Genomic DNA, 21,829 nt, shown 5'->3' on the forward strand with positions numbered 1-21,829 from the left:
GGGAATGCGGCACGCCACGGCGCCCAGGATCACTTCTGCGCCTGGAAGGTGAAGGACGCGCCCCAGGGCCCGTAGCCCTCCGTGGTGATACCGTTCGCCGCACTGCCGGCGTAGCTCTGCCGGCCCGGCGCGGGTTGGACGTTCACCACGCCGCCGGTCGCGGGGATGACGCCCGCATGCACGGCCGCGCGGCAGATGCGGCTGTCGGTGGTGTAAGTGCCGCTGCCCCAGACCGTGCCGGACATGATCGCCTCGGGCGCGCAGGCGCAGGACAGCGCGGTGGTCCGGCCTTCGAAATTCGCCGGGCAGGCGGGTGCCGCGGCCGCGACCGGCGCGGCCCCCGCGGCGGCCACCGTGAAGGACCCTGTCCAGGACCCGTAGTTGGAGGTGGTGATGCCGTTCGCCGTGCTGCCCTGATAGGCCGGCAGCCCCTCCGCCGGTGTGACGGTCACGGTGCCGCCGCTGACCGGAATCGCCCCGGCATGGATGGCCGCGCGGCAGACGCGGCTGTCGGTGGTGTAGGTGCCGGTGCCCCAAACCGAGCCGGACAGCGCGGCCTCGGTCGTGCAGGAACAGGTCAGCGGCGCGGCCTGGTTTTCGAAGGTGGTCGGGCAGGCCGCCGCCGCCGGGGCCGCTCCGGCGATGGTGAAGGACCCGGGCCAGGACCCGTAGTCGGAGGTCGTGACGCCGCGCGACGTGCTGCCGGCATAGGCCTGCAGCCCCGGCGCGGGTGCTACGACGACGATGCCGCCGCTGGCGGGAATGGCGCCGGCATGCAGCGCGGCGCGGCAAACACGGCTGTCGGTCGTGTAGGTGCCGGTGCCCCAGACCATGCCGGTCGTCGCCGCCTCCGGCGCGCAGCGGCAGGTCATCGGGGCGGATTGGTTCTGGAAATCGGCGGGGCAGGCCGGCTGCGCCATGGCGGGCGCGGCGGCGAGGGCCAGGAGGCCCAGCGTGAGGACAAGGCGCTTCATCGTGCGGCCCCGAATTGGTGACCCGCGCAGGCTAGGAGCCTGCCCGTCGACGGCGCAATGTCGTTCGCCGCCGGAACCCGATGGTGCGTGAAGCGCGTTACGCCGCCGCGAGCCGCGGCGCCCGCGTCGCCCAGTTGCTCAGGATGGCCACCACGCCCACCGCCAGCAGCACCGGCCAGAAGGCGGCGTAGGACCCGGTCACATCGACCACGATCGCCCCCGCCCCGGCACCCAGGAAGCCGCCCACCTGGTGCGACAGGAAGCAGACGCCATACAGCGCGCCGAGATTGGCGACGCCGAAGCGCCGTGCGATCGCCGCCGAGGTCAGCGGCACCGTGCCAAGCCAGATGAAGCCCATCGCCGCGGCGAAGACCATGGTGCCCAATTCGGTCGGCACGGTCGCGGCGAAGATCGCCACGCAGATGGTGCGCAGCAGGTAGATCGCGCCCAACGCCAGTTCCGGCCGGATCACGTTGCCGATGCGTCCGCACAGCCAGGAGCCGGGGATGTTGAACAGCCCGATCAGCATCAGCGCGGTGACGCCAAGCCCGGTCGGCAACCCGCATAGCGCAAGATGCGCCGGCAGATGGACCGTGAGGAACGCAAGCTGGAAACCGCAGGCGAAGAAGCCGAGCGTCAACAGCGCGAAGTCGCGGTCGGCGAGCGCCCGGCGCGCCAGGTCCGGCAGCCCCGACAGCCCCGCCGGCACCGCATTGCCGACGCGCAGCGGTGCGTTCCATTCGAGCCGCGGGCAGATCACCAGGGCGAGCAGCATGGTCGAGGCCAGCAGCATGAAGGCGAAGGAGGTGCCGCCCGTTTCGATGCCCCATTGCGCGAAGGGCACCATCGCCGCCTGCCCGACAGACCCGCCGGCGGAAGCGAGGCCGAGCGCATCGCCACGCCGGTGTTCCGGCACGGCGCGCGCCACGGCGCCGAGCACCGTGCCCGCACCGGCGGCGGCGGTGCCGAGGCCGGTCAGGATGCCGATGCCGATGATGAGGGTGGCGGCACTGGGGAAGAAGGCCGGCAGCAGCAGCCCGACGGCGTAGATCGCAGCACCGGTCAGCGCCACGCGTCCGGTGCCGATGCGGTCCGCCAACGCGCCGGCGAATGGCTGGCCGATGCCCCAGATCAGGTTGTGGATGGCGACCGAGGCGCCGAGCACCGTCGCGGATATCCCGTGCTCGATGCCGAGCGGCAGCAGGAACAGCCCGAAGGTCTGGCGCGCACCGAGCGACAGCGAGACCGAGGCGGCGGCGGAAAGGACGACGATCCAGGCGGCTGCGGGCATGGTGCGATGTCAGCCGCTGCATTGCGGTGCCGCAACCGTTGCTGCGGCATGGCAGCCACGCAATGGCCGCCCTCTTGAATCAACGCGTCCGATACATGCGAAAGGCCGACACCGTCGGGTGCCGGCCTTCGCAGACAATTGGTGGGGCCGCGGCGGAGGGGGCGATGCCGCGGCCCCGCCGCGCGTCAGGCGGCCCGGGGGGAGGGCCGCTGGCCGGCATCATTTGCCGGGCGCGGATTGAAGTTCGGCTCGAAGACGCGGCCGATGTCGAAGCGCGTCATGCCGATGTCGCGCAGCTCGCGATCCGACAGGGCGCGCAGCGCGTTGTAGGTCGCGATGCGCTGCGGCAGGGACACGACCAGGCTGATCGCGCTGCGCAGGCCGCCGAGCAGCCAGTTGGCGACAGCCTCGTTGCGCGCGGCGGCGGCGGCGAGGCGGATCGCCTCGACCTCGCTCTCGCGGCGGGAGGCGGAAGTGGCCTCTGGCAGCAGGAGAGCGGCCTCGGCCTTGGTGAAACGGGCGTCCATGATAAGTGTCCTTCGTCTGGGTGGTGTCCCATCAGGGGCAACACCAACCTTTCGTATGTGCAATCTAAGTGCACACAGGTCACAGGTGATGCGCCAAGGTCACGACTGAGCCATGCGTAACGCGCATTGATTCCTGTGGATGCGTGCAAACATGCGGTAACAAGGATCACAGCCCTGTCACCTTCCGAACGCCTTGCCGCGCTCCGCGCCCGCCTCGCCGAGGCCGGGGTGCAGGGCTTCATCATCCCCCGCTCCGACGAGCATCTGGGCGAATACGTCCCGCCTTCGGGTGAACGCCTGGCCTGGCTCACCGGCTTCACCGGCTCGGCCGGCATGGCGATCGTGCTGCCCGACCGCGCCGCCGTCTTCACCGATGGGCGCTACACGCTGCAGGTCCGTGACCAGACGGACCCTGCGCTTTGGGAATGCCGGCACATCACCGACGAACCGGCGGCCGAGTGGCTGAAGGCCCATGCCCAGGACCTCGCCATCGGCTACGACCCCTGGCTGCATGCGGTGCCCGCGATCGAGCGCTTGACCGTGCCCGGCGTGCATCTGGTGCCGCTCTCGGCCAATCCGCTCGATGCCGTCTGGGTGGACCGGCCGGCGGCGCCGATGGCTGACGCGCTGCCGCATCCCAACGCCTATGCCGGCAAGTCCTCGGCCGAGAAACGCGCCGAAGCAGCCGCCGCATTGCGTGAGGCCGGCGAGGCGGCGGTGGTGCTCGCCGATCCGCATTCGGCGGCCTGGCTGCTGAACATCCGCGGCGGGGATCTCGCGCATACGCCGCTCGCGCTCGGCTTCGCGCTGCTGCATGCGGACGCGCGGGTCGATCTGTTCATGGCGCCGCAGAAGGTGCCGGCGGAGACGCGCGTGCATCTGGGCAATGAAGTGGTGGTGCGCCCGCGCGAGGAATTGCCGCGCACGCTCGACGCGCTGCGCGGCAAGCGCGTGCGCGTCGATGCCGAGGCGACGCCTGCCTGGTTCACCCAGTGGCTGAAGGAAGCGGGAGCCGAGATCAGTTCGGGCGAGGACCCCTGCCGCCTGCCGCGCGCCTGCAAGAACCCGACGGAGCGCGACGGCGCGCGCGCCGCGCATCGGCGCGACGCAGCGGCGATGGCGCGCTTCCTGTGCTGGTTCGCCGAACAGGCGCCGAAGGGTGGGCTGACCGAGGTCTCCGCCGCCGCGCAATTGCTCGCCTTCCGTCGCGAGGTAGATCGCTTCCGCGCGGAATCCTTCTCGGCCATCTCCGGCGCCGGCGAACACGGCGCCATCGTGCATTACCGTGTGACGCCCGAGACCAACCGCTCCATCGCGGCGAACGAGGTCTATCTGATCGATTCCGGCGGGCAGTATCTGGACGGCACGACGGACATCACCCGCACGCTGTGGAGCGGGCCCGGCGTGGCGCCGGCGCTGCTGAAGGACCGCGTGACGCGGGTGTTGAAGGGGCATATCGCACTTGCCACGGCGCGCTTCCCGGCGGGTGTCACGGGACCGCATCTGGATGCGCTGGCGCGGCGGTCGCTGTGGGATGTCGGGCTCGACTACGACCACGGCACCGGGCATGGCGTCGGCTCCTTCCTGTCGGTGCATGAGGGCCCGGTCGCCTTCAGCCGCGCGGCGCGCCTGGTGCCGCTGCGCGAAGGGATGATCCTGTCGGACGAGCCCGGCTTCTACGCGGCCGGCGAATACGGCATCCGATTGGAGAACCTGCTGCTGGTGATCCCCGCGGAGCTGCCGCAGGCGACCAAGCCCTTCCTCGCCTTCGAGACGCTGACGCTCGCGCCCTTCGACCGCGCGCTGATCGAACCGGCGATGCTGACGGCGGGCGAGCGGGAGTGGCTCAATGCGTACCACGCGCGGGTGCTGGCGGAGGTGGCGCCGCAGGTGGATGCCACGACGGCGGCCTGGCTGCGCGACGCCTGCGCGCCGCTGTGACCCTCGCCGGCCAGAGGGTCCTGCTGGTCTATGGGCTGCTCGGCGAGGTGGCGCAGGCGTTCCAGCCCTTCGGGTTTGAGTACATGCAGCCCCTGGCGGAATGGCTGCGGGAACAGGGCGCGGTGGTCTCGGTGGTCAAGCTGCGCACGGCGGAATCCGTTTCCGCCAATGCGGCGCGGCTGCGCGCGGAGATCCTTGCCGATCCCGCGCCGGCGCTGGTGATCGCCCACAGCAAGGGCGGGCTGGAGGCGCTGGCCGCGCTGATCGATCCCGCGGCGCAGGCGCGCTGCGTCGGTTTCCTCGCGATGCAGTCGCCTTTCTATGGCAGCCCGGTCGCCGACGTGGTGGTCGGCGCCAAGCCGCTGGAGGCCGCCGCCGGGGGCCTCGCGCGCCTGCTGCGCATCGGGACGAAGGAAGGCGTGCGCGACCTGACGACATCCGCCCGGCGGGCCTGGATGGCGGCGGCCGAGGCGCCGATCCGCAGACTGGTTGGGGTCCTGCCCGTCGCGAGCCTGGGGACGGCGTTGGAGGAGGGCAAGGCGCGCGGGCGGGAACGGCTGCACCTGGCCGCCGCGCAATGGATGGAGAAGCGCGGCTATGGCCCGAATGACGGGCTGGTGCCGGTGGACAGCGCGCTGATCCCTGGCGCGCGGCACATCGTGCTGCCGGGCAGCCATATCGCGAGCGTCAGCCGCGGGCCGGGGCGCGATCCGGTGGCGGTGATGCGGGCGGGGTTGGACGCCCTGTTCGCGGCGGAGGGCTGACCGGAGGGGCGTCGCCCCTCCGGACCACCCCACCAAATGCCAGTGGCATTTGGAAAGCCGTGACTTGGGTCGGGCCGTCGCAGCGCGTGCCCTGCGCATGCGCGGATGTTGGCAGCCGGCCTGACAGCCGTGCAGGGCGCCAAGCATCGGCATTCAAAAGGGCACTGCCCTTTTGCGGGGTGGTTTGGAGGGGCGGCGCCCCTCCAACCTTCCTTACCGCGGAGTGCCAGCCAGCAGCCTGACGCCGAGGCCCAGGAACAGCGTCCCGGCCGCGCCATCCAGCCAGCGCCCGGCGGACGATGCGCGCAGCCGTTGCGCGATGCGCGACGCACCGGCGATCAGCACGGCGAAGAAGGGAACGGACATCACCGGCAGCAGCGGCCCGAGGATCAGCATCTGCACCCAGGGTGCGCTGCGCGCCGGGTCCACGAACAGCGGCACGAAGGCAAGGAAGAACAGCCCGACCTTGGGATTCAGCAGGTTGGTCAGGAAGCCCTGCCGCCACGCCGCGGCCAGCGAGGTCGTCGGCGCCCCACCATCGCCCAAGCCACCCTGCCCGCGCAGCGCCGCGCGGATCGCCTGGAAGCCGAGCCAGAGCAGATACAGCGCGCCGATCACCCGCAGCGCGGTGAACAGCAGCGGATTGGCGGCGACCAGCGCCGCGACCCCGGCCGCCGCGGCCAGGATATGCACGCTCGCCCCGGTGAAGACGCCCATCGTCGCTGCCCAGCCCCGCCGCGCGCCGCCGGAGATGGTCTGCGCCAGCACGAAGGCCATGTCCGGCCCCGGCGTCAGCACGAGCACAAGGCAGGCGAGGAGATAACCGGCGAGCAGGCTCGGATCGACTGGCATGGGCAGCCTCATGCGCTACCCATGCCCCATTCGTCCAACGCATTGGCCTGATGAGATGCATCAGGTCGGTTGATGCGGTCCTCAGCCGCCGTGGACGGCCAGCGTCACATCCACATTGCCGCGCGTGGCATGGGAATAGGGGCAGATCTTCTCATGCGCCTCCTTCGCCAGGGCCTCGAGCTGCGCCTGGGGAACCGAGGGATCCTCGACCTTCAGCGTCACCGCGATGCCGAAGCCGCCACCCTCCCGCGGGCCGATCGACACCGCCGCCGTGATCGACGCACCGGCGGCATTCACCTTGTGCTGGCGGCCGATGAAGTCGAGCGCACCACCGAAGCAGGCAGCATAGCCGGCGGCGAACAGGTGCTCGGGCGTCGCGGTGTTGGGCTTGCCGGGGCCACCCATCGCCTTGGGCACCGAGAGGTCCACCGACACCATCCCGTCATCCGTGGCGGTATGCCCGTTGCGGCCGCCGGTCGCGGTGGCGATGGCGGTGAATTTGGGGTCGATCTTGTCCATGCGGGTCCCTCCGATGTGGTCGCACCGAGAAAGGTAGGGGGCGGGGCGCGATCGGCAACCGACGGAACCGGAGGGGCCCCGCCCCTCCGGACCTCCCCGCCAGGGGGCAACGGCCCCCTGGACCGCGGATCTTAGATGCCTGCGAGGGAGCGGTACTCGGCCTCGGTCAGGATGCGGAGGCCGAGTTCGGCGGCCTTGGTTGCCTTCGATCCGGCATCGGCGCCAACCACGACGAAGTCCGTCTTCTTCGAGACCGACTTCGTGACCTTGGCGCCAAGCCGTTCGGCCTGCGCCTCCGCCTCATCCCGCGTCATGGTCTCCAGCGTGCCGGTGAAGACCAGCGTCCTGCCGGCGAAGGGGCTGTCGGACGCCGCGGCCGCCTCGGCGGGCAGCGGCGGCGCCTGCGCGACCAGGTCATCAAGTGCTGTCACCGCGCGCGGCTCGGCGAAGAATTCCACCAGCTCCTCGGCGATCGCGGGGCCGATGCCCTGGATCGAGCCAAGCTCCTCGCGCGCCTCCGACCCGATGACGTGCGCGGCCATCATCTTCGCGCGCCATTCCTCCAGTGAGTGATAGTGGCGCGCCAGCAGCTTGGCGTTCTGCTCCCCAATGCGGCGGATGCCGAGCGCGAAGATGAAGCGTTCCAGTGCCACGCTGCGCCGCGCCTCGATCGCATCGAGCAGCTTGCCCACCTTGCGATCCCCCCAGCCTTCCAGCGCCAGCAGCGCGTCGCGATGGTCGCGCAGCCGGAAGATGTCGGCAGGGCTCTTCACCAGGCCCTGGTCGAACAGAAGCTGGATGTTCTCCTCGCCCAGCCCCTCGATATCCATCGCGCGGCGAGACGCGAAATGCTTGAGCCGCTCCACGGTCTGCGCGGCGCAGACCAGGCCGCCGGTGCAGCGGCGCACCACGTCCTCGCCGTCGCGGATCGCATGGCTGCCGCAGACAGGACAGGTCGTCGGGAAGGCGAAGGGCACTGCACCCGCCGGGCGCTTTTCCAGCACCACGCCGAGGATCTGCGGGATCACGTCGCCGGCGCGTTGCAGGATGACGGTGTCACCGATGCGCACATCCTTGCGCGCGATCTCGTCCTCATTGTGCAGCGTCGCGTGGCGCACGACGACGCCGCCGACGGTGACGGGCTGCATCACCGCGCGCGGCGTCAGCGCGCCCGTGCGCCCGACCTGGATCTCGATGTCCTGCAACACCGTCGTTGCCTGCTCGGCGGGGAACTTCCACGCCGTCGCCCAGCGCGGTGCGCGCCCGACGAAACCGAGCCGCCGTTGCCAGTCGAGCCGGTCGATCTTGTAGACGACACCGTCGATGTCATAGGCGAGCGAGGCCCGCTGCTCGCCGATGCCGCGCTGGAAGGCTTCGGCATCTGCCTCGCTGTCCAGCAGCTTCGACAGCGGGTTCACAGCGAAGCCCCAGTGCGCGAGGCGCCGCAGGAAGGCGTGGTGGCTGTCGGCGGGCGGCTCGCTGGCCGCCCCCATCGCATAGGCGAAGAGCTTGAGCGGGCGCGACGCCGTGATGCGCGGGTTGAGCTGGCGCACCGATCCGGCCGCCGCGTTGCGCGGATTGACCGGGACGACAACCGCATCGCCGAGCTTCTCGCCGCGTGCGCGGCGTTCCTCGCGCTCCTCGGCCGCCTTTTCCTGCGTCGCGCGGAAGGCGAGGAAATCCGCCTTGTCCATGAAGACTTCCCCGCGGATCTCGATGCGGGCGGGGAAGGGGGCGTGCAGGCGCCGCGGCAGGGACGGCATGGTCAGCAGGTTCGCCGTGACGTCCTCGCCCTCGGTGCCGTCGCCGCGGGTGACACCCTTCACGAAGATGCCGTCCTCATACAGCAGGTTGATCGACAGGCCGTCGATCTTGGGCTCGGCCACGAAGTGCAGCGCCTCCTCCGCCGGCACCCGCAGGAAGCGGCGGATGGAGGCGCAGAACTCGGCGAACTCCGCTTCGGAGAAGACGTTGTTCAGCGACAGCATCGGCTCGCCATGGCGCGATTTGGCGAAGCCCTCGGCGGTGGCGGCGCCGACGCGGCGGGATGGGCTGTCCTCGCGGATCAGCGTGGGGAAGCGAGCCTCGATGGCGCGGTTGCGCTTCACCAGCGCGTCGTAGTCGGCGTCGCTGATCTCGGGCGCGTCCTGGCCATGGTACAGCGCGTCGTGATGCGCGATCTCGGTGGCGAGGGCCGCGAGTTCCTCGGCGGCTTCGGCTTCGGTCAGGGATGCGGGGTCGCGCGGGCGCAGGTTGGTCATGTCTCGGCCTCGGCGGCGAGGGTGTCGAAAGCGGCTTCGGTCAGGATAGGGACGGTGACGCGATCTTCCACCCTGGCGTCGCGGGCGGCGGGGCTCATCGCGGTTGCTCAGCGGCGAGGTTCAGGAAGTCCTGCTCGACCACGGCGAAGGCGATGACGCCTTCGCCGCGGCTGCCGAGCCGGCGGTAGAAGGCGTGTGCTGCGGTGTTGTCCTGCTTCGCCGTCAGCCAGAGATGGCGTGCGCCCAGCGTGTGGCCGTAGCGAGCGAGTGCGCCGAGCAGAGCACGGGCGACGCCCTGCCGCCGATGCGCCGGCGTGACGTAGAGATCGCCGACATAAAGGCCGCGCTCGGCGTGCCCCGTCTCATAGGTCGGGTGTGCCGTGGCGTAGCCGATGAGGCTGCCATCATGGCCTTCGGCCACCAAGACGACGGCGCTGACGCTGCCGATCAGGTCCCGCTCGACCTGCGCCTCGGTGAGCCGGTCATGCGGATCCCCTTGGTCGCGATTGAGTTCGGCGATCAGGCGCAGCAGCCCTCTTGCGTCGTTCGCATCGGCCCTGCGTGCCTGCAAGGGCGGAGTGCCAGAAGAAGGAGGGGGCACGGGGGAGTTCTCTCCCCCGTTCTTCGTCTCACCGCCCATCCGCCAGCAGGCTTTCCGCCGCCGCGCGCGCCGCATCCGTCACGCGTTCGCCGGCGAGCATCCGCGCCAGTTCCTCCCGCCGTTCCCCGTCAGGCAGCGTCTCGACGCGCGTCTCCGCCCGCCCGCCCTTCACCTGCTTGGCGACGCGCAGATGCGCCGCGCCACGCGCCGCGACCTGGGGCGAGTGGGTGACGACCAGCACCTGCAGCCGTTCCGCCACGCGCGCCAGGCGTTCGCCGACCGCCGCCGCAGTGGCGCCGCCGATGCCGGAATCGACCTCGTCGAACACCAGGGTGGGCACGGGGGAACCGCGCGCGAGCACGACCTTGAGTGCGAGCATCAAGCGGGAGAGCTCGCCGCCCGAGGCGATCTTGGCGAGTTGCCCCGGCGTCTGGCCGGGATTGGTGGAGACGAGGAAGGCGATGCGGTCCTGCCCGTCCGGTCCCCAGGCATTCTCCTCGCGCGCGGCGACGTCGATGGCCAGCCGCGCGCGGTCCAGCTTGAGCGGCGGGAGTTCCTTGGCGACGGCCTTCTCCAGCCGGCCGGCGGCCTCGCGCCGCGCCTCGGTCAGGGCAGCGCCGGCCGTCAGATATGCCTTGCGCGCGGCGGCCTCATCGCGTTCCAGCGCGGCGACGCGGCCGGACCCGGCATCCAGCGCCTCAAGCCGCGCGCGGAGATCGGCCGCGAGGGCAGGAAGGTCGACCACCGCGACGGAATGCTTCCGCGCGGCGGCGCGGAGCGCGAACAGCCGTTCCTCGACCACTTCCAGCCGGCGCGGGTCGGGGCCGCCTTCCTGCATCAGGTGGGTCAGGGCGGATTCCGCCTCGGCCAGGGCGTCCTGGGCGGCGGCCAGGGCGACCAGGGCGGGCTGCGCGTCCTCATTGGGCGGCGGCAGGCGCTCCAGGGCGCGAGCGGCTTCGCGCAGCGCGCGGGCGGGAGAGGCTGCGCGGCGGTCGCGCGGCGTCAGTTCACCGATCGCCGCGGCGATGGCCTCCGCGCGGCGCTCGCCCTGCTGCAGGCGCTGGCGCTCGGTGGCGAGGCTCTCCTCCTCGCCCTCCTCAGGGTTCAGTTCCTTGAGTTCACCGACGGCGTGGCGGAGCCATTCCTCCTCCCGTTGCGCGGCGGCGATGGCCTCGCGGGCCTCGTGCAGGCGCTTCGTCGCGGCGCGCCAGGCGGACCACGCCTCGGCCGCGGCGGCGCGGCGTGGCTCCAGCGCGCCGAAGGCATCGAGCAGCCCGGCATGGGAGGCCGGATCGGCGAGGCCGACCTGGTCATGCTGCCCCTGCACTTCCACCAGCAGCGCGCCGAGGCGGCGCAGCAGCGCCACGCCGACCGGCTGGTCGTTGACGAAGGCGCGCGACCGCCCATCGGCATGGACGACCCGGCGCAGCACGAGGTCCTCCTCCGGCTCGATCCCCTGTTCGCGGAGCAGGTCGAAGGCGGGATGGGCACCGGGCGGATGGAAGGCGGCGGCGACCGAGGCCTGCGCCTGGCCGGCACGGACCATGCCGGCCTCGGCCCGGCCGCCCAGGGCGAGGCCGAGGCTGTCGAGCAGGATCGACTTGCCCGCGCCGGTTTCCCCGGTCAGCGCCGTGAGGCCCGGACCGAAGGCGAGGTCCAGGCGCTCGATCAGCACCACGTCGCGGATGGCGAGGCTGGCGAGCACGGTTGCGCCGTGCCCCGACTCAGAACAGCCAGTTGAGCGAGCGGGTGATGAAGCCCGGCCGGTCCTGGCTGGCCGCCGGCGCGCCTTCGACCAGCAGCGCGTAGGAATCCTGGTACCAGGGGCTGCCCGGGTAGTTGTGGCCGAGCACGGACGCCGTGCGGCGCGCTTCCTCCGTCAGGCCGAGGGAGATGTAGATCTCGGTCAGCCGGTGCAGCGCCTCGGGCACGTGGTTGGTCGTCTGGTATTCGTCCACCACGCGGCGGAAGCGGCCGATCGCGGCGGTGGACAGGCCCTGCCGCTGGTACCAGCGGCCGACATGCATCTCGCGCCCCGCCAGGTGGTCGCGGGCGAGGTCGATCTTCAGGCGCGCATCACGGGCATAGGCGGTGTCGGGGAAGCGGTTCACCACCTCCTGCAACGCTGTCATGGCCGTGATGGTCTGCTGCTGGTCGCGCTGCGCGTCGTTGATCTGCTCATACTGCGAGAGCGCGCGCAGGTAGTAGGCATAGGCGATGTCGCGATGCGCCGGATGCAGCTGGATGAAGCGGTCGAGCGCGCCGATCGCCTCGGTGTAGCGATTGCGGTGGTAATCCGTGTAGGCGGCCATCAGCTTCGCGTTGGTCGCCCAGGTGGAATAGGGATGCTCGCGCTCCACCGCGTCGAACAGGTCGACGGCGCGCTGGTAGCGGTTGGCGCGCAGCTCCTGCATGCCGGCGGCGTAGAGCGCCTCGGGCGACTGGTCGGCGGCATCGGCCGGCGCCGTGTTCGGCGACAGCGACGGGTCGGCCCCGGTCCCCTGGCGGAAGCTGTTGCTTCCGCCACAGGCGGCGAGGGTCACAACGAGAAGGACGGGCAGGAATCGACGGAGCATCTCGGCAGCCATGATGTCGCGCCGCTCTATATCACGCGGCAGGGCGGACCCGCCAAGCGGCCCCGGTCGGGGGCGGCGGATCAGGCGATGGCCGGGGCCGCCGCGGCCCGCATGGGGGAGGCGGAAACGCCCTCGGTGAAGGCCGGCTGGCCAGCGAAGCGCCAGGCCGAGGCATCGGCGAAAAGCGCCCGCAGCACGCGGTTGTTCAGCGCATGGCCGGACCGGCTGCCGCGGAAGCGTCCACGCAGCGGGGCACCGGCCAGCGCCAGGTCGCCCACCACGTCGAGCAGCTTGTGCCGGACGAATTCATCCGGGCGGCGCAGCCCACCCGGGTTGAGGATCATCGGCCCATCCACAACCACGGCGTTGGCGAGGCTGCCGCCCTGGGCGAGGCCGACGGCGCGCAGCCGCGCCACGTCCTCGGCCAGGGTGAAGGTGCGGGCATCGGCCAGCCCCTCGCGGAAGCTGCGCTCGGAAATCCGCATGGACACGTCCTGGCGGCCGATCGCGGTGTTCGGGAAGTCGATCTCGAGCGTCGCGTCGAAGGCGGATTCGCGCGCGGGCAGCAGTTCGGCAAAGGCGCCGTTGGGCTCCTCGACGCGGATCGGGCGAAGCACCTCGATCACCGTGCGTGGGGCGGCGGTGGTGGCGATGCCGGCGCAGTCGATCAGGAACACGAAGGGGGTGGCGGAACCGTCCATGATCGGCACTTCGGGGCCGTCGACGTCGACGATCGCGTCGTCGATGCCGCAGCCGGCCAGCGCGGCCATGACGTGCTCGATGGTCGAGATGCGGGCCTCGCCCTCACCGAGGGCGGTGCACAGGCGCGTGTCGACGACGCGGTCGAACAGCGCCGGGATCTCGATCCCGCCGAGGTCGACGCGACGGAAGACGATGCCGGTGCCGGCCGCGGCCGGGCGCAGCGTGACGGAGGCGCGGTGGCCGGAATGCAGGCCGACGCCGACGCACCCGATGGGTGCCTTCAGCGTCCTGCGCCGCCCCGTCTCAACCGTGAGGAAACCGTCCATCTAGCCCGTTGCCTTTCCTGGGTGGTCCATGCCGCTTCGAAGGAGCCGGGCCGGAAAGGCTGGGCAGAAAGCGGCAAAGGGTCAGCACCCAGGCTCACACAAGCACTGTGCGATGCGGGATGCCATTCAAGCCTTGTTTCTCTGTATTACGTCGCAAGATATTGAATTTATTGAATTGATGCATTGCGGAATAGGGCAAAATTGGGGCGGTTGCAACGCCGCGCGGCGGATGAACCGCCGCAACGAAAACGCGCCCCGAAGGCTGGCGGGCCTTCGGGGCGCGGTTTTCGCGCGACGCCTGGCGTCGGATCAGTTGCTCTGGCGGCGCAGGAAGGTCGGGATCTCGAGGCCCATCTCATCCTGCTGCTGCGGCGCCGGGCGCGGTGCGGGGCGGGCCGGGGCGGCAGCGACCGGTGCGCCGACCGACGGTTCCATCCGCACCGACGGGGCGGCGTGATGCTGCTGCATCGGGGCCGGCGCCGTGTCGGGCAGGCTGCGGCGCATCATGCTGCTGCCGAGATTCGTCGCCGTGCGGAACAGGTTGCCGAAGCGCCCGGCTGTGCGCGGAGCCTCGACCGTCGCCGGGCGCATCGCCGGCATCGGGTCGTGGTGCTGCGGCACTGGCGTCATCATCACCGGGGCCGCTTCCACCGCGGCGGGGGCTTCGCCCGGCGCGGCGTCATAGACCTGCGGCTCCGGCGCGGCCTCGACCACCGCGGGGCGCATGGCCGGCATGGCGGCGGGCGGCGCGGTCTCGGCCACGCGGCGCACGAAGGTCGGTTGCGCGGGGCGCGGCGCGGTCGCGGCGGCCACGTGCTGCGATGCCACCGCGGAGACCGGCGCGCCGCCATTGACGACGAGCTTCGGCTTCGCGGCTTCTTCCCTCACCGCCACGTCGATGCCGGTGGCCACGACCGACACGCGCACGCGCCCGTTCATGTCCTCATCGACCGAGGTGCCGAAGATGATGTTGGCGTCCTCGTCCACTTCCTTGCGGATGCGGTTGGCCGCCTCGTCCACCTCGAACAGCGTCATGTCGAGGCCGCCGGTGATGTTGATCAGCACGCCCTTGGCACCCGCCATCGAGATGTCCTCGAGCAGCGGGTTGTTGATGGCGGCCTCGGCGGCCTTGCGGGCGCGATCCTCGCCCTCGGCCTCGCCGGTGCCCATCATCGCCTTGCCCATCTCCGCCATCACGGTGCGGATATCGGCGAAGTCGAGATTGACCATGCCCGGGTTGACCATCAGGTCGGTCACGCCGCGCACGCCCATGTAGAGGACGTTGTCGGCCATCTTGAACGCTTCCTGGAAGGTGGTGCGTTCATTGGCCAGCCTGAACAGGTTCTGGTTCGGGATGACGATCAGCGTATCGACGAAGGACTGCAGTTCCTCGATGCCCGAATCGGCGGACTTCTTCCGCTTCGGACCTTCGAAGTCGAACGGCTTGGTCACCACGCCGACGGTCAGGATGCCGCGTTCGCGCGCCATGCGCGCGATGACCGGCGCCGCACCCGTGCCGGTGCCGCCGCCCATGCCGGCGGTGATGAAGATCATGTGCACGCCTTCGATGTGGCGTGCGAGTTCTTCCATCGCTTCTTCCGCCGCCGCGCGCCCAATCTCGGGTTTCGCGCCGGCGCCGAGGCCCTGCGTCAGATGCGGGCCGAGCTGCACGCGCCGTTCGGCACGCGAGTGGAACAGCGACTGGCTGTCCGTGTTGGCGACGAGGAATTCGACACCGTCGAGTCCCATCGCGATCATGTTGTTGACCGCGTTGGTACCACCGCCGCCGACACCGACGACCGTGATGCGCGGGCTGAAGTCCGTGTGCGTGCTGGTCGGCACGGTCAGATTCAGGGTCATGGGCGGGCCTCCTGATGAGTCTCTACGCGACCGCTTCGATTCGTGGCGAGTGCCGACATCAGACGCGGTCCTTGATCCAGTTGACGAAGCGGTGGAACGCGCTGCCGGCCCGTGCGGGGCCAGGCGCGATGTCCAGCACGGGGCGGCCTTCGCCCGCACCCCACAGCAGCAATCCGATCGCCGTCGCGAAGGCGGGCCCCGACGCGGCTTCCGCGAGTCCGCGCACCGGCAGCGGGCGGCCGACGCGCACCTGGCGGTCCAGCACGCGCGCGGCGAGCTCGCGCACGCCGACCAACTGGCTGCCGCCGCCGGTCAGCACCACGCGTGTGCCGCCCTCCTTGCCGAGCCCCGCGGCGTCGAGCTTCTCGCGCACCAGCTCGAAGGTCTCCTCGAGCCGCGGCTTGATGATGCCGACCACCATGGCGCGGGGGATGCGCGCGATGGCGTGCTCGTCCTCGCCGAGCAGCGGCACGGGCAGGTATTCGCGATCGTCGTCGGCGCCGCCATGCACGGAACCGTGCAGTGTCTTGATGCGCTCGGCATGTGCGACCGGCGTGGACAGCACGGTGGCGAGGTCGTTGGTCACCTGCCCGCCGCCCACCGCGACCTGCGCGGTGTGCACCAGATGCCCCTCGCTGAAGACGGCGAGCGAACTGGTCCCGCCGCCCATGTCGATCACCGTGGCGCCGAGCTGCTTCTCGTCCTCGACCAGCGTCGCGAGGCCGGCGGCGAAGGGGGCGGAGACGAGTTCCTCGACCTCCAGGTCGCAGCGCAGCAGGCAGGCGCCGAGATTGCGCAGCGACGCCTGGGACGCGCTGACCATGTGCAGCCGCGCGCCCAGCGTGTCGCAGATCATGCTGCGCGGATCATCCACGCCCGGCGTCGCATCCACGGTGAAGCCGAGCGGGATGGCGTGCACCGTCTCCCGCCCTTCCTCCACCGTGCGGCGGCGGCCTTCGTTCAGGATGGCGCGCAGGTCGTTCTCGGTGACCGCGCGCCCGCCGATGCCCCACTGGATGTTGAGCTGGCGGCTGTCCGGCTGCCCGCACGAAAGATTGACGATGGCGCCGGGGATGCGGGTGTCCGCCATCTCCTCCGCCTGGCCGACCGCGGCGCGGATGGCGCGTTCCGCTTCCTCGAGGTCGACGATCGACCCGCCCTTCACGCCGCGCCCGCGCTGCCAGCCGAAGCCGAGCACGCGCGGCGATCCGTCGCTTTCGATGCGCGCGATCAGGCAGACCACCTTGGTCGAGCCGATATCCAGCACGCCGAAGGTGCCGCTGCGCGCATGCCGGCGCTTGCGCTGCGGCTGCCCGGGTTCGACGGGGGCGGGAAGGCGCGCCATCTGGTTCATCCGCGCCGCGCCCTGTTGGCCTGCTGCTGCGCCGGCTGCTCGGCGGGTTCGGCCTGCCGCGTCGGGCGCAGCACCAGCCGGTCCGGCAGGCGCAGGTCGATGGCCGCGAGCGGGCGGTCGAGCAGCCGCGCCTCCCGCTGCAATTCCGCGAGGCGCAGGATCGCGGCGGCCTCGGCCCCTTCGGGCAGCAGCACGTCGGTGCCGCTGTGCAGGCGCAGGTTCCACCGACGCTCATGGATGCGGACCATGGCCTGGACACGCTCGGCGACCTCGGGCTGCTGGCGCAGCAGGTCATGCAGCGCGGCACCCATGGTGTCGGCACCTGTGCCCACCAGCAGCGGCAGCGGGCCGAACTGGTCGAGCCCGTCGGAGGCGACGACGCGCCCTTCGCGGTCGATGATCACGAAGCGGCCGCCATTCTGCCAGATGGCGAAGGGGCGGCGTTCCTCGATACGCACCAGGATGGTGCCGGGCAGGCGGCGTTCGACATGCGCCTGCTGCACCCAGGCGATGGTCTCGATGCGCGCGCGTGCCGCCTCGGGGGAGAACTCCAGCATCGGGTCGCCGCGCGCCACGCCGAGGGCCGCGCGGATCATGTCGGTCGGCGTGTTGCGCCGCCCCTCCAGGATCACCTGCTGCACCTGCAGGCCGAGGCCATCGCCGACGCCGCTGAAGGATTCCGCAACCGAGCGCACGCGCCCCGCCGGATCGATCGCCCGCACCGCCAGCACCACCACCGCCAGCGCGCCGCAGCCCAGCGCGCCATAGATCGCTGGACGCAGCAGCGAACGCCGGCGCTTCATCCAGATGCGCAGGCGCGATGGGCGGGAGGGTTCCTTCTGCGGCGCCGAGGTCCGGGCGAGCCTTTCGCGCGCCGCGGCCCTGGCGGGGTCACGCGCCATGCCGCGCCTCCTTCACCATCCAGGCGCAGAGGGCGGGGAAGGGGATGCCGCAATGGGCCGCCTGTTCCGGCAGCAGCGAGGTGCGCGTCAGCCCCGGCTGCGTGTTGACTTCCAGCAGCACCAGCCGCCGCGCGCCCTCTACGCTTTCGTCGAAGCGCAGATCGGCGCGGGATGCGCCGCGGCAGCCCAGCGCCTGATGCGCCCGCAGCGCGATGTCGAGCGCGCGGGCATAATCCTCCGCCGGGATCTGCGCGGGGACGACGTGGCGCGACCCGCCCTCGGCGTATTTGGAATCGTAGTCGTAGAAGGCGCCGGCATCGGCGATGATGTCGGTCACCGCCAGCGCGCGGTCGCCCATGACGCCGACGGTCAGCTCGCGGCCGGGGACATAGGCCTCGACCATGGCGTGCTCGCCATAGCGCCAGCTGCGCGCGATCTCGGCGCGGCGATTGCTGCCCGTCTTCACGATGTGTACGCCGACCGAGGACCCCTCGTTCACCGGCTTCACCACATAGGGCATGGGCAGCGGGTCGGCGGCTTCGAGCTCGTCGCGCGTCACCAGGCGATGTTCGACGATCGGCAGGCCGGCGGCGCCGAACACCGCCTTGGCGGCGGCCTTGTCCATGGCGAGCGCGGAGGCGCGCAGCCCGGAATGCGTGTAGGGGATGCCGAGCCAGTCCAGCACGCCCTGGATGCAGCCATCCTCGCCATAGCGGCCATGCAACGCATTGAAGACGACATCCGGGCGCGGATGCGTCAGCGCGTGGATCGCCGCGGACAGGTCGTCCGTCACCTCGATCGGGATGACCTCGAAGCCGGCCTCGCGCAGCGCGACCATGCATTCGCGGCCGGAGGAGAGGGAGACCTCCCGTTCCGCCGACTTGCCGCCATAGAGGACCGCGACCTTCTGCGTCATGCGGGCCTCCCGATGCGCTTGATTTCCCATTCCAGCTCGACGCCCGAGGTGGCCTTCACGCGGGCGCGGACGTCTTCGCCCAGCGCCTCGATCTCGGCCGCCGTCGCGCCGCCTGTGTTGAGCAGGAAGTTGCAGTGCTTCTCACTGACCTGCGCGGCGCCGCGCGTCAGGCCGCGGCAGCCGGCCGCGTCGATCAACTCCCAGGCCTTCTTCGCACCGGCGGGGTTCTTGAAGGTGGAACCGCCGGTCCGCGCGCGCACCGGCTGCGTCGCCTCGCGCGCGGCGCGGATTTCGTTCAACCGCGCGGTGACGGTGGCCGCATCGCCCGTCACGGCGTTGAAACGCACGCGCGTGACGACGGCGCGTGCCGGAAGCGCCGCGCGCCGATACGCGAAGTGCAATTCGGCGGCGGTCAGGCGCAACGGCCCGGCCGGCGTCGCGACCTCGGCCCAGTCCAGCACGTCCTTGATCTCGGCCCCATAGGCGCCGGCATTCATCGCTACCGCGCCGCCGATCGTCCCCGGAATGCCCACGAGGAATTCCAGCCCACCCAGCGCCTTCGCCGCGGCGGTTTCCGCAACCGTGACATCAAGCGCGGCAGCGCCGGCGACGACACCGTCCGCCTCCACCGCGATCTCGCCGAAGCCGCGCGCGAGCCGCACCACCACGCCCGCCACGCCGCCATCGCGGATGATCATGTTCGACGCCGCGCCGATCACGGTCAGCGGCACATCGTCCGGCAGGTCCCCCAGCAGCAGCAGCAAATCGTCCAGATCGGCCGGGCGCACCAGCACATCGGCCGGCCCGCCGACGCGGAACCACGTCGCCGCACCCAGCGGCGCGTCGCGCTGCACACGGCCGCGCAGCGGGGGCAGCGTGGCGTGGGCCTGCATGCCGGGCCTCACTTCATCGCCCCGGCGAGCCGCCCGCGCGAACGCGACTGCAACTCCTGCAACTGCCCGGGCAGGGCATGCGCCCAGGATGTGATGTTCCCCGCGCCGAGGCAGACGACATAGTCGCCCGACTTCGCGATGGCGTGGATCATCTCCGGCAGCGAGTCAGGCCCGGGCAGCGGCACCACGGAACGGTGCCCGCGGGCGCGCAGCCCCTCGACCAGCGCATCCTTGTCCACGCCTTCGATCGGCTGTTCACCCGCGGCATAGACATCGGCGACGATCACCGTGCCGGCATCGTTCATGCAGGTGCAGAAATCCTCGAACAGCGTGTGCAGGCGTGAATAGCGGTGCGGCTGCACCACCGCGATCACGTCACGCGCGCCGGCCTGGCGCGCGGCCTTCAGCACGGCCGCGATCTCCACCGGGTGGTGGCCGTAATCGTCGATCACGGCGATGCCGCCGGCCTCGCCCGTGCGGGTGAAGCGGCGCTTCACGCCCTTGAAGCCGGCAAGCGCGGTGCGGATGGTCGCCTCGTCCACATCCATCTCGACGCCGATGGCGATGGCGGCGAGCGCGTTCTGGACATTGTGCTGGCCGAGCATCGGCAAGCGGAACGGCTTCATCTGGCGCACCCGGCCGGTGGCGCGGTCGGTCACCGTCACCTCGAAGGTTGCACCCATGCGGTCGGTGATAACCTTCTCCGCCCGCACATCGGCCTGGGGCGAGAAGCCATAGGTCACGATGCGGCGATCGGACAGGCGCGGGATCATCGCCTGGACCTCATGGTGGTCCATGCACAGCACGGCGAAGCCATAGAAGGGGATGTTGCCGACGAACTGGGCGTAGCCCTCCTTCATCGCATCCCCGGTGCCCCAGTGGTCGAGGTGTTCCGGATCCATGTTGGTGACGACGGCGACGACGGCCGGAAGTTTCAGGAAGGACCCGTCGGATTCATCGGCCTCGACGACCATCCAGTCGCCCGCGCCCATGCGCGTGTTGGTGCCATACGCGTTGATGATGCCGCCATTGATGACGGTGGGGTCGAGCCGCGCGGCTTCCAGCACCGCGGCGACGAGCGACGTCGTCGTCGTCTTGCCATGCGTGCCGCCGATCGCGACGGACCATTTCAGGCGCATCAGCTCGGCGAGCATCTCGGCGCGGCGCACCACGGGGATGAAGCGCTTGCGGGCGGCGACGACCTCGGGGTTGTCGCGCTTCACCGCGGTGGAGACGACGACGACCTGCGCATCCCCGAGATTGGCGGCGTCATGGCCGACCGCGACCGGAATGCCGACGCCTTGTAGCCGCTGCACATTCGCGCTCTCGGCGAGGTCGCTGCCCTGCACCTGGTAACCCAGCGTGTGCAGCACCTCGGCGATGCCGGACATGCCGATGCCGCCGATGCCGACGAAATGGATGGGACCGATATTGAGTGGCAGCGCGCGCATCAGGCGACCCCCATCGTCGCGCGGCGGGCCAGCGCCAGCACCTGGTCTGCAAGGTCCCGCGCCGCCAGCGGGCGGGCGAGGGCGGAAGCGGCGGCGGCGGCGGACACCAGCCGCTCCGGCACCGAGAACAAGGCGGCGAGCCGTTCGGTCAGCGCCGCCGGCGTGAAGGAAGGCTGCGGATAGACCCAGGCCGCATCGGCCTCGGCCAGCGCGCGGGCATTGGCGTTCTGGTGGTCGTCGATCGCGGAGGGCAGCGGCACCAGGATGGAGGGCCGCCCGGCGCATTCCAGTTCGGCGACCGTGGAGGCGCCGGCGCGCGCGACCACGAGGTGCGCTGTGGCCAGCCGCCCGGCGATGTCGGGGAAGAACGGCGCGAGATTGGCGACGACGCCGGCCTCGCGATAGGCGGTCTCGGTGCGGGCGAGGTCCTCCGCGCGGCATTGCTGCGTCACCAGCAGCCGCGCGCGGATCGCCTCGGGCAGTGCGGCGACGGCGGGCGGCACGACATCGGCGAAGACGCGCGCACCCTGGCTGCCGCCGGTCACCAGCAGGCGCAACACGCCGCCATCCAGCGGCGCCGGATAAGGCTGCCCGGCGAGTGCGGCGAGCGCGGGCCGCACCGGATTGCCGACTACCGCCGCGCGCGCGCCGGCGGGGACGTTGGCAGTGCCCTCGAAGGACAGCGCCAGCAGGTCGGCCGCACGCGCCATCAGCCGGTTGGCACGGCCCAGCACCGCATTCTGTTCGTGCAGCACGATGGCCGGCCGCCGTGATGCCCCCATCAGCCGCGCCGCGGCGAGCGGCGGGAAGGAGGCATAGCCGCCGAACCCCACCACGGCGGAGGGCATCAGCATCGCGAGATGCCGCCGCGCCTGCATCGTGCCGGCCATCAGCTGCATCGCCCCGCGCGTCGCGCGGCGGATGCCGCGCCCGGACAGGCCACCGCCGGACAGCACGAAGCGTTCCGCATTGGCGAAGGCCGCGCTGTCATAGGCCGCCGATCGCACATCGGTCATCAGCGCGATGCGCTCGCCCCGGCGCAGCAGTTCCGCCGCCAGCGCCTCAGCCGGAAACAGGTGTCCGCCGGTCCCGCCGGCGGCGATGATGATGGGCTTCACG

Annotated in this window: 19 protein-coding genes; 2 read left to right on the plus strand and 17 right to left on the minus strand. The window is 71.1% G+C overall.

All coding sequences use genetic code 11. The features are described 5' to 3' along the window. Positions 1 to 29: 29 nt before the first annotated feature. From AC2YHJ_RS12490 to AC2YHJ_RS12500, 3 genes are all read right to left on the minus strand, one after another. Complete coding sequence (locus AC2YHJ_RS12490; RefSeq protein ID WP_487396386.1) at positions 30 to 974, minus strand: LCCL domain-containing protein; 945 nt, start codon at positions 972 to 974, stop codon at positions 30 to 32. A 97-nt stretch (positions 975 to 1,071) separates the two neighbouring features. Continuing rightward, complete coding sequence (locus tag AC2YHJ_RS12495; RefSeq protein ID WP_487396387.1) at positions 1,072 to 2,265, minus strand: MFS transporter; 1,194 nt, start codon at positions 2,263 to 2,265, stop codon at positions 1,072 to 1,074. Between the two features lie 185 nt (positions 2,266 to 2,450). Then, positions 2,451 to 2,792: a DUF1127 domain-containing protein gene (locus tag AC2YHJ_RS12500; RefSeq protein ID WP_487396388.1), complete on the minus strand. Its 342-nt coding sequence runs from the start codon at positions 2,790 to 2,792 to the stop codon at positions 2,451 to 2,453. A 135-nt stretch (positions 2,793 to 2,927) separates the two neighbouring features. Between AC2YHJ_RS12500 and AC2YHJ_RS12505 the strand changes: the two genes are divergently transcribed. After that, complete coding sequence (locus AC2YHJ_RS12505) at positions 2,928 to 4,733, plus strand: M24 family metallopeptidase (protein ID WP_487396389.1); 1,806 nt, start codon at positions 2,928 to 2,930, stop codon at positions 4,731 to 4,733. After that, entirely contained in the window at positions 4,730 to 5,497 is a 768-nt protein-coding gene (locus AC2YHJ_RS12510) for a lipase family protein (protein WP_487396390.1), read from the plus strand. The genes AC2YHJ_RS12505 and AC2YHJ_RS12510 overlap by 4 nt, the downstream gene beginning before the upstream one ends. Before the next feature lie 213 nt (positions 5,498 to 5,710). On the opposite strand, the gene AC2YHJ_RS12515 is transcribed toward AC2YHJ_RS12510, so the two are convergent. The 14 genes from AC2YHJ_RS12515 to murG form a co-directional block, all read right to left on the minus strand. Then, on the minus strand, positions 5,711 to 6,349 hold the full coding sequence (locus tag AC2YHJ_RS12515; protein ID WP_487396391.1) for a LysE family translocator: 639 nt from the start codon (positions 6,347 to 6,349) through the stop codon (positions 5,711 to 5,713). A gap of 81 nt (positions 6,350 to 6,430) precedes the next feature. After that, on the minus strand, positions 6,431 to 6,868 hold the full coding sequence (locus tag AC2YHJ_RS12520) for an organic hydroperoxide resistance protein (RefSeq protein ID WP_487396392.1): 438 nt from the start codon (positions 6,866 to 6,868) through the stop codon (positions 6,431 to 6,433). Between the two features lie 131 nt (positions 6,869 to 6,999). After that, positions 7,000 to 9,129, minus strand: coding sequence for an NAD-dependent DNA ligase LigA (gene ligA / locus AC2YHJ_RS12525; protein ID WP_487396393.1), 2,130 nt, complete (start codon positions 9,127 to 9,129; stop codon positions 7,000 to 7,002). 94 nt (positions 9,130 to 9,223) lie between these two features. Further along, complete coding sequence (locus tag AC2YHJ_RS12530) at positions 9,224 to 9,700, minus strand: N-acetyltransferase family protein (protein ID WP_487396394.1); 477 nt, start codon at positions 9,698 to 9,700, stop codon at positions 9,224 to 9,226. Between the two features lie 58 nt (positions 9,701 to 9,758). Continuing rightward, positions 9,759 to 11,435, minus strand: a complete 1,677-nt coding sequence (recN, locus tag AC2YHJ_RS12535; RefSeq protein WP_487396395.1) for a DNA repair protein RecN — start codon at positions 11,433 to 11,435, stop codon at positions 9,759 to 9,761. A gap of 19 nt (positions 11,436 to 11,454) precedes the next feature. Next, entirely contained in the window at positions 11,455 to 12,306 is an 852-nt protein-coding gene (locus AC2YHJ_RS12540) for an outer membrane protein assembly factor BamD (RefSeq protein WP_487396396.1), read from the minus strand. An 80-nt stretch (positions 12,307 to 12,386) separates the two neighbouring features. Next, a complete protein-coding gene (gene lpxC, locus AC2YHJ_RS12545) occupies positions 12,387 to 13,334 on the minus strand; it encodes a UDP-3-O-acyl-N-acetylglucosamine deacetylase (RefSeq protein WP_487396397.1) in 948 nt (315 codons plus the stop codon). Between the two features lie 309 nt (positions 13,335 to 13,643). After that, a complete protein-coding gene (gene ftsZ, locus AC2YHJ_RS12550; protein WP_487396398.1) occupies positions 13,644 to 15,194 on the minus strand; it encodes a cell division protein FtsZ in 1,551 nt (516 codons plus the stop codon). A gap of 58 nt (positions 15,195 to 15,252) precedes the next feature. Continuing rightward, positions 15,253 to 16,548, minus strand: coding sequence for a cell division protein FtsA (ftsA, locus tag AC2YHJ_RS12555; RefSeq protein WP_487396399.1), 1,296 nt, complete (start codon positions 16,546 to 16,548; stop codon positions 15,253 to 15,255). Then, positions 16,545 to 17,450, minus strand: coding sequence for a cell division protein FtsQ/DivIB (locus AC2YHJ_RS12560; protein ID WP_487396400.1), 906 nt, complete (start codon positions 17,448 to 17,450; stop codon positions 16,545 to 16,547). Before AC2YHJ_RS12560 ends, ftsA begins: the two co-directional genes overlap by 4 nt. Beyond that, the gene (locus tag AC2YHJ_RS12565) at positions 17,440 to 18,366 is read right to left on the minus strand and encodes a D-alanine--D-alanine ligase (RefSeq protein ID WP_487396401.1); all 927 of its coding nucleotides are present in this window, start codon (positions 18,364 to 18,366) and stop codon (positions 17,440 to 17,442) included. The genes AC2YHJ_RS12560 and AC2YHJ_RS12565 overlap by 11 nt, the downstream gene beginning before the upstream one ends. Continuing rightward, positions 18,363 to 19,259: a UDP-N-acetylmuramate dehydrogenase gene (gene murB, locus AC2YHJ_RS12570; protein WP_487396402.1), complete on the minus strand. Its 897-nt coding sequence runs from the start codon at positions 19,257 to 19,259 to the stop codon at positions 18,363 to 18,365. Before murB ends, AC2YHJ_RS12565 begins: the two co-directional genes overlap by 4 nt. 8 nt (positions 19,260 to 19,267) lie before the next feature. Beyond that, on the minus strand, positions 19,268 to 20,710 hold the full coding sequence (murC, locus tag AC2YHJ_RS12575) for a UDP-N-acetylmuramate--L-alanine ligase (RefSeq protein ID WP_487396403.1): 1,443 nt from the start codon (positions 20,708 to 20,710) through the stop codon (positions 19,268 to 19,270). Then, positions 20,710 to 21,828, minus strand: coding sequence for an undecaprenyldiphospho-muramoylpentapeptide beta-N-acetylglucosaminyltransferase (murG, locus tag AC2YHJ_RS12580; protein ID WP_487396404.1), 1,119 nt, complete (start codon positions 21,826 to 21,828; stop codon positions 20,710 to 20,712). The genes murC and murG overlap by 1 nt, the downstream gene beginning before the upstream one ends. Position 21,829 lies beyond the last annotated feature (1 nt).

It is taken from the genome of Roseomonas sp. SRI_022 (genome assembly GCF_057586215.1).